The sequence below is a fragment of the Streptomyces sp. NPDC006487 genome, from assembly GCF_042870555.1.
In the GTDB taxonomy this organism is placed as follows: Bacteria; Actinomycetota; Actinomycetes; order Streptomycetales; family Streptomycetaceae; genus Streptomyces.
Map to the genome: position 1 here is coordinate 211,475 of NZ_JBIAHN010000016.1, position 14,022 is coordinate 225,496.

Sequence of the window (14,022 nt, forward strand, 5' to 3'; positions counted from 1 at the left end):
AGAGGATTCGCCGTCCAGCTTGACGAACGGCTGCGGACATACCTGTGGCCATGCCCTCGGAGAGGGCATGGCCACAGGTCAGCCGCTGCTTCGTGGTTGACAGCGGGTTGGGCGGAGTGGACTAGTCGGACATCTCCATCGGCGAGAGGAGGTCCCTGGCGATCTGCGGGAGCAGACGGTCGATCAGCAGGCCCGTGCGCGCGGATCCGTCGGCCGCGCGCGGGATCACGTCGACGGCCACCGCGTGCGAGAGCACCCACGGCATGCGCCGCTCGCAGGCGGCCAGCGCGGCCTGGCGCCCGCCGGCCTCCTGGTCCTCCTCGGGAAGCGGTACGAAGGCCACCACCAGCGTCTCGCCCACCTCGGGCAGCCGGGTGCGCATCACCGCGACGTCCTGGACGCAGGGCAGGTCGAGGAGTTCGAGCTCGAGTGCGAAGAAGGCCGTCTCGAAGTCCTCCACCAGCAGCTCGTCGTACGGCTGGTCGTCGAAGGAGGGCAGGTTCACGCGGACATCTCCTGTTGCATCGACTGCTCAAGCTGCAGGTTCAGAGTGATGATGGGCAGCACCGCGTCGAGCAGGTCCCCGGTGCGGATGCGGCCCGTCGGGCTGTACGGGATGGTGTCGACGGCGATGACGTGCGCGGGCAGTGACGGCACCCGGCGGGCACAGGCCGCGCTGAGCGCCTGGTACCCGGTGGCCTCGCGACCGACCGCCACGGCGATGAAGGGGACCACGATCGCGTCGCCCAGCACCGGGCTGCTGACCCGCATGACGGCGGTGTCGCGCAGGCAGGGCAGGTTGAGCAGGTCCGACTCCAGCCGGAACAGCTCGGTGTCGACCGCCGAATCGCGGACCACCACGGGCACTTCGGTGACCCGTCCGGTGACCAGCAGCCGGCCGGTCTCGTCCACGTGCCCGGACTCGTCGGTGACCAGGAAGCGCTCCGCGCCCCAGCCGAGGTCCAGCTCGGCGAACCGGGTCTCGCCGTCGAGGTAACCGTCCATGACCTGGTGACCGGCGAAGGCGAGGCGGCCGCTCTCGCCCTGCGGCACCGGCTGCCCGTCCTCGCCGAGGACGGCGACGGCGGTGCCGAGCGTGGTGTGGCCCGAGCGCGGCGGCGAGACCAGCAGCTCCTCGGGGCCCATGACGGCGGTCAGTCCGGTCTCCGCACTGCCGAGCGCGGTGTGCAGCACGGGGCCGAGGCGCTCCCAGGCCGTGTTGACGGTCCACCGGCCCAGGTGGGCGCCGGGAGTGAGGAGGAACCGCAGGTGACGGGTGCGCGGCGAGGGCTCGGCGGTCTCCGGCAGTCCGAGCACTCCGTGCAGGGCGGACGGGGTGATCACACCGGTGCTGACGCGCTCGGCGACGAGCAGCGCGGTCAGGGTCTCGGGGCCGGCTCCGTCGGCGAGGACGACGGTGGCGCCGATGCCGAGCATCGTGCGGGCCAGCGCGAGGGCCGTGGGCTCGGTCGGCGGGGCGGAGACCAAGTGGACGTCGTCCCGGTTGAGGCCGAACTCGTCGACGAGATCGACCAGGTGGCGGCCCTCGGAAGGGGTGCGGCGCACGGCGATCCGGGAGGGGCCCTCGCTGCGCGCACCCACCGCGAAGGATTCGTACGGCCGGGGCGCCGGAAGGCTGCGCAGGGGTTCGGCCGCGGTCAGCAGGTCGAAGTTGAGCGCCTGGTGCTTGCCGGGGGCCGCCGGGGCACCGGGTGCCGTGATCCCGTCCAGCAGGACGTGCACGGCCTGCGGACCGCTGGGCCAGACGAGCCGGTCGAGGGTGGCGCGGTGCTCCGAGGTCACGAAGACCACGGACGGCTCCAGCCAGGAGAGCAGCTGGCCCAGGTCGTCCGTGCCGCTCTGCGGATCGAGTCCGGTGCAGGAGACGCCGAGGGTGGCGCAGGCGCTCATCGCGACGGTGAGCTGCCAGCTGTTCCCGGCGAGGAAAACCGCCCGGACCGCGCCCTCTTGGGGCAGGTGCTCGGTGAGTCCGGCCGCCGTCCGCTCCACGGTCTCGGCGAACTGGCCCCAGGTCAGCCGCACCTGGCCGTCGACCAAGGCATCCCGCGTCGCGCCGCCCGCCGCGTGCCGGCGGATGTCATCGAGCTTGATCATGTGGGTTCTCCGTGGTCGGTCAAGAGCCTCGTATGTGGCTCGGGGCCGCGCCCATGGAAACAAACCTGCATGAAGGTAGGCAACCGTCATCGGAAGATCTGATGTCGCCGCCCGGAGCGCCGACCGGGGCGCGGAAAGCCCTCCGCCGGGCGTCGAGGACGCCCGGCGGAGGGAAACGGGGAAGCCGTGTGGTCGCCGGGACTCCCCGGCGACGGGACGTACTAGGCCTGGAGCTCTGCCGGATCGGCCGGATCGGCCGGATCGGCCTGTTCGGCCTCGGCCCGCTCCCGCAGGTGCTTCTCCAGGTCGGCGGCGACCCGCTCGGCGCGGCCGGGAGCCATGTCGAGCTCGGCCAGCACGGTCGGCAGCGCGATGATCGGCATGATGTGCCTGAGCAGCACGGATACCCGTACTTCCAGGTCATCCCAGTCGGACACCACCTCCGAGAGCACCTGCACCCCGGTGAAGCCGCCGACGATGAGGTTGGCGACCGCGTCCAGGTCCACGTGCGCGTGGAGTTCGCCGCACTCCCGGGCCTGACCCAGGGCGAGCCGGTTGTGGTCGATCCAGTCCTGGTAGGGCCGCAGGCGGTGCTCATGGTGGCTGCCGCGCTCCAGGGAGAGCCTCAGGCTGCCCTGCACGATCGGATCGGTGCGGATCTGAACGGCGAAGAGCATGCCCTTGTCGATCATCTCCTGGAGGCGGGTGCTCCGCGGCAGGATGGGGAAGCCGACCGTGTCGATCTGGCTGGCCAGGACGGCCTGGGCCAGCTCTTCCTTGCCCTTGAAGTAGTAGTAGAAGGCACCCTTGGTCAGGCCGAGTCGCTGGTAAACGTCCGCGATCGTGGCCCCGTTGAAGCCCTTCTCCGCGAACACGGCGCCGGCGGCCTCGACGATCAGTCGCCGGGTGCGCCGAGAAGTCTCCCTCTGAGACACCTTCGCTCCTTCCACGATGCTGGCGGCCACCGATGCACCTCCTCGGAGGTATGAGCATGTCACCGAAAACAGCCGTTGCAAATTATACCAGGCAGCACGTATCTTGCGGCGAACCAAGACATACCACGAGTGACTCGAATATGCCTCGAAGTACAGAGGAGACATCATGTTAAGCACCGCGTATGCGAGTGAAAACGCCCAAAGACCGTCGGTCGGGGTCTCACATGCAAGGCCTCCGGCCGTACCCAACTGGCTTGTGCACCGTCCCGACACCTCCGAGGTGTTCCTCTCGGCCTGGGAACGCACCGCTCCCGACCGATTCGACGTGACGCTGCGTTGGCCTGAAAGCCACCCGTTCCATACCGCGCTCCACGGTTTCCGTTCGCCCACCGTCATCGCGGAGGCCATCCGCCAGACGGGCATCCTGCTCTCCCACGCCGAGTACGACGTCCCCCTCGGGCACCAGTTCCTGATGTCGGACATCCACTACCGGATCGATCCCGGAAGCCTGGCGGCGGACAGCGGCTCCCCCATCCACATGGATGTCGTCTGCACCGAGGTCAACCGCCGCGGCACCCGCTTCTCCGGCATGGTGTGCCACATGACCGCGGTGCAGGACGGCCGGGTCATCGCGACCGGCGGCGGCAACCTGACGTGCACCTCTCCCGGCGCCTACCGCCGGATGCGCGGTGAACACGCGGACGCCCGGCCGCTCCTGCCCGTGCCCGAACCGGTGGATCCCTCCCTCGTCCTGCGGACCGAGCCGAGCCACGTCCTGCTGGCCCCCACCATGGACCCCCGGTGCTGGACCCTGCGGCCGCACACCGCGAACAAGACGCTGTTCGCGCACGAGAACGATCACGTCCCCGGCATGGCCCTCCTCGAGGCCACCCACCAGGCCGCCTTCGCCGTCGCGGGCACCACCCGGCTGTACCCGACCTCGCTCCACCTGACCTTCGACAGGTACGTGGAGTTCCATTCCCCCTGTCTGGTCCAGGCGCAGCCGGTGACGCAGAACCGGGACGACACCCTCTCCCTGAGCGTGTCCGGCCATCAGGGCGGCCAGCGGGTCTTCTTCGCCTCGCTGGACGCAGTTCCCGTTTCCGGCTGATCTTCTCCCTTTCCTACGAAATGGCCGTCGATTTCCTGCGATCCACTGGCCGAGACACCTCTGCGCGAAGTGGCGGGAAGGTCGCGAGCGTGCCAGCCTGTGACGTCATCCGACTCACCGTCACCAGCAGTTGTAGGAGGGATACTCCTGTGAGCAGGCAGTGCCCGTTCGTCATCGATCCGCTCGGCCAGGACATCCACGGAGAGATCAAGGAAATACGCTCCCTGGGCCGGGCCGCGCGGGTCGTACTTCCTGGCGGAGTGGAGGCGTGGTCCGTGACCGACTACGCACTCGTAAAGCGCCTGCTCACAGATCCCCGGGTGTCGAAAGACGCCTACCGGCACTGGCCGGCGTGGATCAACGGAGAAGTCGACCAGGAGTGGCCACTGGCCATTTGGGTCTCGGTCCAGAACATGGTCACCGCCTACGGCGAGGAGCACGCGCGCCTGCGCAAGCCGGTGGCGGGGGAGTTCACCATGCGTCGCGTGGCGGCCCTGCGGCCGCGCGTCGAGGAGATCGCGGCCGGGCTGCTGGACCGCCTGGAACGGGCCCCGGCGGGACGGCCCGTGGACCTCCGCAAGGAATTCGCCCACTTACTGCCCCACGCCGTCGTCTGCGAGCTCTTCGGAATTCCGCACTCTGCGCGCGATCCCCTGCAGAAGATCATCGACAGTTTCTTCGCCACCTCGATCACCCCCGAGGACGCGATGGCGAATGGCATAGCCATGTACGAAATCCTGAACGACGTCGTGGCGCACAAGCGGGAAAATCCTTCCGACGACCTGACCTCCGGCCTCGTCGTCGCACGCGACTCGGGTGCGGCGGACATGAGCGAGAAGGAACTGCTCGACAATCTCATCCTCCTCTTCACCGCCGGCTACGAGACGACGGTGAACCTCATAGACAACGCGGTCGTCTCCCTGCTCACCCACCCCGGCCAGCTGGAACTCGTACGCAATGGCAAGGCCTCGTGGGAGGACGTGATCGACGAATCCCTGCGCGTGGACCCGCCCGGCGCGCACAGCATCCTGCGCTACGCCGTCGAGACGATCGAGATCGACGACGACGTTCGGATCCCGCAGGGCGACGCGATCGTCGTCTGCTTCGCCGGAGCGGGCCGCGACCCCCTGCACCACGGGGCCGGGGCCGACCTCTTCGACATCACCCGCGACACCCGCGCCGATCACGTGTCGTTCGGGTACGGAGCCCACCACTGCCTCGGCGTGAACCTGGCGCGGATGGAGGTCGCCATCGCCCTGTCGGCGCTCTTCGAGCGGTTCCCCGACATCGCCCTGGCCGTGCCGGCCGATGAACTCCGGCCGAAGTTCTCGTTCGTCTCGAACGGCCACCGCACGGTTCCTGTGCTCCTGGGCCGGTCCGGCCCGCGCGAAGGGTCTTTTTCCGGCCAATAGTGTCGGTCGGCCCCTCCCCCTGAAGACTTCATCGGGCCGGCCCGGCCCGGACCGCAACGCACCGCACCGGTCGCCCGGCCGGGCGACGCCCGACGGAAGACGGAGGACTCACCATGGCGGGAAAGACCGGCCTCCTCGTGGGCAGGCGCGCCCTGATCACAGGGGCGAGCAGCGGTATCGGGGCGGCCGCCGCCCGGGTGTTCTGCGAGAACGGGGCCTCGGTGCTCCTCACCGCCCGGCGCGAGGAGCAACTGGCCGCGATCACACGCGAGTTGACGGACGAGGGGTTCATCGCCGCCTACGCCGTCGTCGACGTGGCACGCGCCGATGAGGTCGAGGCGGCGGTGGGCAAGGCGGTGGAGCTCTTCGGGGGTCTGGACGCCGCCTTCAACAACGCGGGGCTGGGGACCGTCCCCGCGCCGCTGCACCTCACCGAGAACGCGGACTTCGAGGCCGTCATGGCCACCAACGTCCTCGGCACGTGGAACTGCATGAAGTACGAGATCGCCGCGATGCTGCCGGGCGGCGGTGCGATCGTGAACAACAGCAGCGTCGCGGGCCTGGTCTGCACCCCGGCCTCCGCCGCGTACATCGCGGCGAAGCACGCCGTCATCGGCCTGACAAAGGCCGCCGCCGAGTACTCCGCCCAGGGCGTCCGGGTCAACGCCATCGCTCCCGGCACCACCCGCAGCGAAATGATGGCCCAGTGGTTCGACCTGAACCCGGGCCTGGAGGAAGAGCTGCACGCCATGGCCCCGCTGCCGCGTACGGCGGACCCGCGCGAGATCGCCCACGCGGCCGCGTGGCTGCTCAGCGACCAGGCCTCCTTCGTGGTCGGCGCGACCGTCCCGGTGGACGGCGGCTGGACCGCCCGCTGAGGGGTCCGCACGGCGGTGTCGGATCACGCGGCCGCAACCCGGTGTAGCTCAAAGGCCGAAGAGCAGAGAAGAGCCGTACGCAGGCATCGGAGCAGTCGGCCGGGCGGCGTACCCACGTCGATGAAATCGAGCCCATGCACTTATCCGAGAGACCCCATGTGATCGTCCTTGCGGGAGCCACCGGTTTCATCGGCTCGGCCGCACTGGAGGCCCTGGCCCGCCGTCCCGACGTCCGGGTGCGGGCCCTCGCCCGCAGCCCCGGTACGGCGCGCGAAGGCGTGGAGTGGATGCCTGCGGACCTGTGCGACCCCGGCTCGCTGCGCGGGGTCTGCGAGGGCGCGACCGCGCTGGTGAACCTGGCCTCCTACATCGGACGGGACGCCGAACGCTGCCACACGGTCAACGTCCTGGGCGGCGCGGCCCTCCTCTCGGAGGCCCTCCGGGCGGGGGTGCGCCGGATCGTCCACCTGTCCACGGCCGCGGTCTACGGGAACATCCCGCACCGCGGCATCGAAGTCGACGGGGTCGCCCCCGATCCGGTGTCCGCCGCGAGCCGCAGCCGGCTCGAGTCGGAAGCCCCGGTGCTGGCCGCCGGCGGGACCGTCCTGCGGCCGGGGCTGGTGCTGGGCGCCGGTGACCGCTGGGTGGTCCCGGCCCTGGCCGAGCTGGTCAACCGGGTCCCCGCCAGCTGGAACGGCGGGCGAGCGCTGTTGTCCGTGGTCGACGTCGGCGAGCTGGCCCGCCTGATCGACGCCCTGGCCACGGTCCCGGACCCGCCCGGGGGCGGGATCCACCACGCGAGCCACCCCGTCCCGGTGACGAGCGCCGCCCTCGTATCGGCCCTGGCCGCCGAAGGGATCCTGCCCGAGGTGCGGGAGGAGTGGCCGTGGGACCTCTGCCTGGAACGACTCCGCGAGCGCCCCGGCCGGGTGACGGAGCGGCAGTTCTCCCTGCTGGCCCGCGACTACCACCAGCGCGCCGACCCCATCTGGCAGCTGACCGGCCTGCGCCCCACGCCCACGCCCCTCGCCCTGCTCCCCTCCGCCGCCCCCTGGTACCGCGCCCACCTCGCCCGCGCCTGAAGGGCGCCGCCGACCGGCCGGGTCAGCCCGGCCCCTCGCCCACGCCCTCGCCCCCGCCGTGCAGGACCCGGAAACGGCCGGTGTCCTGAGGATCCCGGTCGACCACACGGACCGGTGCCCAGACCCACTGCCAGACGCCGCTCCCCGGCGTCCGGGAGAACCGGACGGTCCCCCGGGTCCCCTCGACCACCACCCGCGGCCAAGCTCCGGCGATGTCCGCCCGTTCCATGCCGTGCGAACGCAGTACCTCGGCGAGGACGGTGACGCTGTCCCAGCCTTCGAAGGCCACGAACGAGGGCTCCTCGCCCAGCCGTTCGCGGAGCTCCTCGCCCACCCGGTCGCCGAGCGGACCGAGCCGCTCGGGCAGGTAGCGCAGGAAGGGGATCCCGGCGCCGTCCGCGCCCAGCGCCCCGGTCCAGCCGGCGAACTCAGGCTGTCCGGCCGGGGCTCCGATGAGGACCTCCCCGAGCCGCCGGTCCCGCCGTACGGCCCTGACGATCGCCGCCGCCGGCTCCGGATACCCGGCCAGCAGGAGGAGCGCCGTCGCACCGTGCTCGGCGAGCGCGTCGCACAGGCCTTCAGGGGTGAGCGCGTTGGCGTCGAACTCGACGAGGGTGCCGCCGCGGGAAGCGAGGTGGTCCCGCAGGATGCGGGTCCCGGAAGCCCAGTAGACGCTCGGCTGGGTCGCCACCGCGATCCGCCCGTGGCCCGCCCCGAGGAGGAAGTCCGCGTACGTGCGCCAGCCGTGGGACTGGGCCGGAGCCAGGCGGGCGACCCACTCCGTCGGCTCCTCGGTGAGCGCGTCGAGCACGGCGGAGGAGCAGAGGAACGGCACGCCGAGTCCGTCGGCCCGGGAGGCTGCGGCCCGGGCGACGACGCTGTGGTACTCCCCCACCACGGCGGCCACACCCAGAGCGGCCAGTTCCTCCACGGCCGCCGCGGCCCGCTCAGGATCGGCCGCGGTGTCCCGGACCACGAGCTCCAGCGGCCGGCCACCGACCCCTCCCGCGTCGTTGACCTCGTGCACGGCCAGCTCGAGTCCCGCGAGCAAGTGCCGTCCCGCATCGGCCCAGCCGGGGCGCGTCAACGGCACGAGAGCCCCCAACCGCACGGCCGGCCCGCCGACCAGCTCCCCTGATGACGGCCATGCCGACGCGTTCACTCTGTGGCGCTCCTCTGTCCCCGCGCCGATGCGACCGAAGTCCGCCCGACCGACGCGCCCGTTTGATCATCGCGCCCATTGGATCCGCTCCCCCCGCTCCGGGGCAACCGCTTACCCCCCTGACGCACACCGCGCGGGAACCGGCTCCGGACCCCCGGCGTCGTCGTACCCACCGCAGGTCACACCGCACGCCCCCGAACGGAACAGGCAGGAACGGCCCCATGACCCAGGCGAACCCGGGCCCGACTCCCGGCCCTTCCGAAGGTCCCACCACCAGACCTCACCCCCTCCTCCCCCGCCGGCCACCCCGCCCCGGCCGTCGCCGACTCCCCTGGACCACGCCCCTCCCCGCACTCGTGCCCGTACTCGTCTCCGTACTTCTCGCCGCCCTCCTCACCCGTCCCTCCCTCGTCCCCGACGCACCCGGCCACCCCGGCAGCCTGCTGGAAACCTTCCTCCCCTGGCTCGGCCTGGCCGTCCCCCTCCTCCTCGTCCCGGCCCTCCGGCGCCGCTCCGCCGCCACCGCCCTGGCCCTCCTGCTCCCCGCCGCCGCCTGGCTGGGCCAGTTCGGCGGCCTCCTGCCCCACCCCGCCCCACCGGCCGCCGCCCGCCCCGCCCTCACCGCCGTCCAGCACAACATCAGCGACGAGAACCGGGACCCCTCCCGTACGGCCAAGGCCCTCGCCGCCGCCCACCCCGCCCTCATCGCCGTCGAGGAGCTCACCCCCGCCGCCATCACGGCCTTCACCGCCACCCTGGCCGCCGGCCACCCCCATCACGCCACCCACGGCACGGTCGGCTTGTGGTCGGCGTACCCGCTCACCGACGTCCGCCCCGTCGACATCAAACCGCCTGCCCTCGCCGGCGACCCGCACTGGAACCGCGGCCTGCGCGCCACCGCCGCGACCCCCGACGGTCCCGTCGCCGTCTACGTCGTCCACCTGCCCTCCCTGCGCCTCGGCGCCTCGGGCTTCGGCTCAGCCCGCCGTGACGAGAGCGCACGCCTCCTCGGCGCCGTCCTCGCCGCGGAACCCGCCGAACGCGTCATCCTGCTCGGGGACCTCAACGGCACCACCGACGACCGCGGTCTGGCCCCCGTTCGCACCGCCCTGGCCACAACGGCGGCGTCCTCCCCCGGCTTCGCCTTCACCTGGCCGGCAGCCTTCCCCCTGGCCCGGATCGACCAGATCCTGGCCCGCTCGGGCACCGTCACCCACGTCCGTACGCTCCCCGCCACCCCGAGCGATCACCTGCCCCTCACCGCCGACATCCAGTTCGATTAACGTACGTTCATGACTGAATTCGTACTGGTGGCAGGCGCCTGGCTGGGAGCGGCGGCATGGGACGAGGTGGCAGCCGAACTCCGCACCGCACTGCGCGCCACGGGTGACCGTGACCACGAGGTCCACGCGCTGACCCTGTCCGGCCTCGGGGACAAGCAGGGCGTCGCGGCCGGCCAGCAGACGCACGTCACGGACATAGTCGATGCCATCGACGGACTCGGTCTGCGCGATGTGGTCCTCGTGGGCCACAGTTACGCCGGCATCCCGGTCGGCCAGGCCGCCGAGCGGATCGGCGCCCGCCTGAACCGGGTGGTCTTCGTCGACGCCAACGTCCCCACCCACAACGGATCGTTCGTCTCCGCCTGGCCGGACGGCCGCTCCGCCGTGGAAGCCTCCCTCGCGGCGAACAACGGCTTCTGGCCGCCGCAACCGGCCGCCGAGTACGAGGGCCAGGGCCTCACCTCCGAACAGATCGCCCGGCTCCTCGCCGGCGCGACCCCGCACCCGGGCGCCACCCTCACCGAACCTGCCGTACTGACCCACCCGCTCGCCGAGCTCCCCGCGACCTACGTCAAATGCCTGCTGGACGGCGCCGAGCCCCACCCCGACGTGGCGGAGCTCCTGTCCACCGGCCCGGACTGGCAGCTGGTCACCCTGGACACGGGCCACTGGCCGATGTTCTCCGCCCCCTCCGCCCTGGCCCGCGTCCTCCTCGAGGCCGCCGCCCAGGACACCCCGCCGCCGGCTTCCGCCCTGCGCATCCACCCTGTGCACGCCGCCTCGGAGGCCGCCCTGCACGACTGGCAGCACGTCCACAACACGGTCATCCCGACGGCCTTCCTCTCCCTCGAAGACGTACGGGAACGCTCCGCGCGCCACGTCCTGCACATCGCCCACTTCGGCGACACCCTCGTCGGATGCACGACGCTCCGGCCCCCCGCCGCGGGCTCCACGACCGCCACCGTGATCGCGCGCGTCCTGCCCGCGTACCGCGGACGGGGGTTCGGCCGGGAGCTGTACGCCTCCGCACTCGCCCAGGCACGGACCCTCGGCGCAGAGGTGATCGAGACCGTGGTCCTCGCCTCCAACCCGGAGGGCCTGGACTTCGCACGACGAGCCGGCTTCACCGAAGTCGACCGCTACGTCCTCCCGGGCGACACCGTGCCCTTCGTGGACCTGCGCCTGACATGACCGCAGGTCCCCCGGCCTGGGCGCGTCTTGCCCTAGGCCGGCTGGCGTCGCCGCCTCCGGGAGACGGCGACGCCGGCCAGGCAAACCGCACCACCGAGCAGGGTCAGCGCGGCCGGGATCTCGTCGAGGGCGATCCAGGCGATGAGCACCACGACCGCGGGCACCGCGTAGGTGGTCGCGCCCATCTTTCCCGCGGTGGTCCGCGACAGCGCGTACGTCCAGGTGGTGAAGGCGAGCGCGGTCGGGAAGAGCCCCAGGTAGAGCATGTTGAGGACGGCGTCGAGCGGGGCTCCGGGAAGCTGGTCGACGAGCTGTCCGACGAAGGGCAGGGTGACGGCCGTACCGACGAAGCAGCTGTACGTGGTCACCTGGACCGGGCTCGCGTACGCCAGCGCCGGCTTCTGCGCGACCACCCCGGCCCCGTACGTGAGCGCGGCGACCAGGCAGAGCAGGACCCCTCCCAGCGAGGCGCTCCCGCCGTTCGAGGTGGACAGCCCGACCAGCACCGCTCCGGCGAAGGAGACCGCCATGCCCGCCAACAGCATGGGCGGGAACCCCTCCTTCAGCAGCCAGCCGCTGAGCAGAGCGATCACGATCGGGCCGATGTTGACGATCATGGCCGCGGTGCCGGCGTCCACGAGCTGCTCGCCCCAGTTCAGCGTCACCATGTAGAGCCCGAACCAGAGCACCCCGGACACCAGGATCCCGGGCCACGCCTGCTTCGGCGGCGGCGGCACCCGCTTGACGACCAAGACCAGCCCGAGCGCGACCGAGGCGGTCAGCAAGCGTCCGAACGCGAGTGCTCCGGGCCCGAAATGCGCGGCCGCCGAGCGGATGGAAACGAACGCGGAAGCCCACAGCACGACGGTCACTCCGGCGGCTACCAGCGCCCACCGGTCGGCCCTGACCTGATCAGACGTCTTGTCCATGCGAGCAAGCTACCTGCCCCGCCCGAAAGGCCCGTCGCCCTTTTCCGGCGCCCCTACGCTCCACCCGGAGCCAGCACACCCCGCAGCAGCTCCGCATAGCCCCGGGGGTGCGTGGTGTTGCCGTTGTGGCCGCCCGGGAAGACCCGTATCTCGGTGTCCAGCAGGGCCGCGAGTGCCGTCGCGCACCGGTGGTCGAAGACGGTGGGCGGGGTGGCGGTGCCCACCGCCGCGATGATGCGCGTCCGGGTCCGGGTGAGGGCGGCCGCATCGAGGGTGTCCTGGACGATCGCCGTGAAGTCGTGCTCGATGAAGTAGCCGAAGTTGGACCGAAGCGGAAGGCCTTCCGGAACTGACCCGCGCCCTGGAGGTCCTGGCCCGCCACCTGGTCCCCCGCGACACCCACTGAATGGGGGTCCCCAGGAGGGGGGCGGGCCCGACAAGTCCCGCCCGCCCCGACCCACAACCGTCAGGCGTCGCCCGACAGCAGCAGCTTCTTCTGCGGCTTGCCCATCGCATTGCGCGGAATCGCCGCAACGAACCGCACCTCGCGCGGCCGCTTGTGCACCGACAGGTGCGCGGCGACGAAGTCCGTCAGTTCCGGACCCGTGACGCCCTCGGCCACCACGAAGGCCACGATCCGCTGCCCGAGGTCGGCGTCCGGAAGCCCCACCACCGCCGCCTCGCTCACCTTGGGGTGATCCAGCAGCGCGTTCTCGATCTCGCCGGCGCCGATCCGGTACCCACCCGACTTGATCATGTCGATGGAGGCCCGGCCGACGATCCGGTGGACCCCGTCGGCCTCGTCGACGGCCGCGATGTCTCCCGTACGGAACCACCCGTCCTCCGTATAGGCCGCGGCCGTGGCCTCGGGGCGGCCCAGGTACCCGGAGAACAGCGTCGGCCCGGTGAGCTGGAGCTCGCCGATCTCGGAGCCCGCCTCCGCCACGATCCGGGTACGGATGCCGCGGAGCGGAGTGCCGACCGTACCGGGCCGCACCTGCCCGCCCGCGCGCCCGCTGACGGTGATCAGTGTCTCGGTCATCCCGTACCGCTCCACGGGCCGCAGCCCGGTCAGCCGCTCCAGGTCCCGGAAGACCGGCGCGGGCAGCGCGGCACTGCCGGAGACGAGGAGCCGGGCCCCGCCCAGCGCGGCGGCCGCCGCCGGCGCCCCCGCGATACGGGACCACACGGTCGGCACCCCGAAGTACAGGCTGCCCCCGGCCTCCGCGTAGGCCTCGGGGGTGGGCCGCCCGGTGTGCACGAGACGGCTCCCGGTACGCAGCGCTCCGAGCACCCCGAGGACCAGCCCGTGCACATGGAACAGCGGCAGCCCGTGCACGAGGGTGTCCTCGGCGCTCCACTGCCAGGCTTCGGCGAGGGCATCGAGATCGGCGGCCACGGCCTCGGCGGTGAGGACGACCCCCTTGGGCGGCCCGGTGGTCCCGGAGGTGTAGAGAATCAGCGCCGGCTGCCCGGGGCCCGCCACCACCCCCGCACCGCCGTCTGCGCGCCGTGCGAAGTCCACGTCGACGAGCACCGCGCCGGAGTCCCGCAGGATGTGCTCACGCTCGGAGGGCCCCGCGTCGGGCGGCAGCGGTACGAAGGGAACTCCGGCCAGCAGCCCGCCCACGACGGCGGCGACGGTCTCCAGCGAGGCCGTCGCGGTCACCGCGAAAGCGGGCGCCCCGGCAACATCGGCAGCCACGGCACGGGCCGCACCGAGCAACTCCTCATAGGAGGCGTCCCGCCCGGCCACCCGCAGAGCATCGGCCCGGTCCCCATACACCCCGGTAAGCGCGGTCAGCACTGATCCCCCAAAAGTCGATCACCATCAACCGCCCACCCTACGACCACCCCACCGGTCCCACCCCAGCCAGCTCACCCCAACCGGCCCACCCCGGCCCCGCCGGCATTTGAGGCGCGG

General features: G+C 71.8%; 13 protein-coding genes and 1 pseudogene. 7 read left to right on the top strand and 7 right to left on the bottom strand.

The genetic code is table 11. The features are described 5' to 3' along the window. Positions 1–121 precede the first annotated feature (121 nt). The 3 genes from ACFYM0_RS28040 to ACFYM0_RS28050 form a co-directional block, all read right to left on the bottom strand. Positions 122–505, bottom strand: a complete 384-nt coding sequence (locus ACFYM0_RS28040) for a hypothetical protein (RefSeq protein WP_388506152.1) — start codon at positions 503–505, stop codon at positions 122–124. Continuing rightward, positions 502–2,115 carry a class I adenylate-forming enzyme family protein gene (locus tag ACFYM0_RS28045; protein WP_388506154.1) on the bottom strand — a complete coding sequence of 538 codons (1,614 nt, stop codon included), beginning with the start codon at positions 2,113–2,115 and terminating at the stop codon, positions 502–504. Before ACFYM0_RS28045 ends, ACFYM0_RS28040 begins: the two co-directional genes overlap by 4 nt. Before the next feature lie 221 nt (positions 2,116–2,336). Next, positions 2,337–3,050 (bottom strand): ScbR family autoregulator-binding transcription factor, encoded by a 714-nt coding sequence (locus tag ACFYM0_RS28050; protein WP_388506155.1) that lies wholly within the window; start codon positions 3,048–3,050, stop codon positions 2,337–2,339. 166 nt (positions 3,051–3,216) lie between these two features. On the opposite strand from ACFYM0_RS28050, the gene ACFYM0_RS28055 reads away from it, so the two are divergent. From ACFYM0_RS28055 to ACFYM0_RS28070, 4 genes are all read left to right on the top strand, one after another. Beyond that, complete coding sequence (locus ACFYM0_RS28055; RefSeq protein WP_388506157.1) at positions 3,217–4,161, top strand: ScbA/BarX family gamma-butyrolactone biosynthesis protein; 945 nt, start codon at positions 3,217–3,219, stop codon at positions 4,159–4,161. A 149-nt stretch (positions 4,162–4,310) separates the two neighbouring features. After that, positions 4,311–5,573, top strand: coding sequence for a cytochrome P450 (locus ACFYM0_RS28060; RefSeq protein WP_388506159.1), 1,263 nt, complete (start codon positions 4,311–4,313; stop codon positions 5,571–5,573). A 113-nt stretch (positions 5,574–5,686) separates the two neighbouring features. Continuing rightward, entirely contained in the window at positions 5,687–6,451 is a 765-nt protein-coding gene (locus tag ACFYM0_RS28065; protein ID WP_388506161.1) for an SDR family NAD(P)-dependent oxidoreductase, read from the top strand. 158 nt (positions 6,452–6,609) lie between these two features. After that, positions 6,610–7,533, top strand: coding sequence for an NAD-dependent epimerase/dehydratase family protein (locus ACFYM0_RS28070; protein WP_388506163.1), 924 nt, complete (start codon positions 6,610–6,612; stop codon positions 7,531–7,533). A gap of 22 nt (positions 7,534–7,555) precedes the next feature. Here ACFYM0_RS28070 and ACFYM0_RS28075 read toward each other — a convergent pair whose 3' ends face one another. Then, on the bottom strand, positions 7,556–8,638 hold the full coding sequence (locus tag ACFYM0_RS28075) for an ABC transporter substrate-binding protein (protein ID WP_388506215.1): 1,083 nt from the start codon (positions 8,636–8,638) through the stop codon (positions 7,556–7,558). A gap of 413 nt (positions 8,639–9,051) precedes the next feature. Here ACFYM0_RS28075 and ACFYM0_RS28080 point away from each other — a divergent pair, with 413 nt between their 5' ends. The 3 genes and pseudogenes from ACFYM0_RS28080 (at position 9,052) to ACFYM0_RS28090 (ending at position 11,169) form a co-directional block, all read left to right on the top strand. Next, complete coding sequence (locus ACFYM0_RS28080; protein WP_388506165.1) at positions 9,052–9,978, top strand: endonuclease/exonuclease/phosphatase family protein; 927 nt, start codon at positions 9,052–9,054, stop codon at positions 9,976–9,978. A gap of 9 nt (positions 9,979–9,987) precedes the next feature. After that, positions 9,988–10,707, top strand: a pseudogene (locus ACFYM0_RS28085) (alpha/beta fold hydrolase); the annotation flags it as partial. A 24-nt stretch (positions 10,708–10,731) separates the two neighbouring features. Next, entirely contained in the window at positions 10,732–11,169 is a 438-nt protein-coding gene (locus ACFYM0_RS28090) for a GNAT family N-acetyltransferase (RefSeq protein ID WP_388506217.1), read from the top strand. A 32-nt stretch (positions 11,170–11,201) separates the two neighbouring features. Here ACFYM0_RS28090 and ACFYM0_RS28095 read toward each other — a convergent pair whose 3' ends face one another. From ACFYM0_RS28095 to ACFYM0_RS28105, 3 genes are all read right to left on the bottom strand, one after another. Continuing rightward, entirely contained in the window at positions 11,202–12,098 is an 897-nt protein-coding gene (locus tag ACFYM0_RS28095; protein WP_388506167.1) for a DMT family transporter, read from the bottom strand. Positions 12,099–12,151: 53 nt separating this feature from the next. Next, positions 12,152–12,322, bottom strand: a complete 171-nt coding sequence (locus tag ACFYM0_RS28100) for a hypothetical protein (protein WP_388506169.1) — start codon at positions 12,320–12,322, stop codon at positions 12,152–12,154. A 242-nt stretch (positions 12,323–12,564) separates the two neighbouring features. After that, positions 12,565–13,905, bottom strand: a complete 1,341-nt coding sequence (locus ACFYM0_RS28105) for an AMP-binding protein (RefSeq protein WP_388506171.1) — start codon at positions 13,903–13,905, stop codon at positions 12,565–12,567. Positions 13,906–14,022 lie beyond the last annotated feature (117 nt).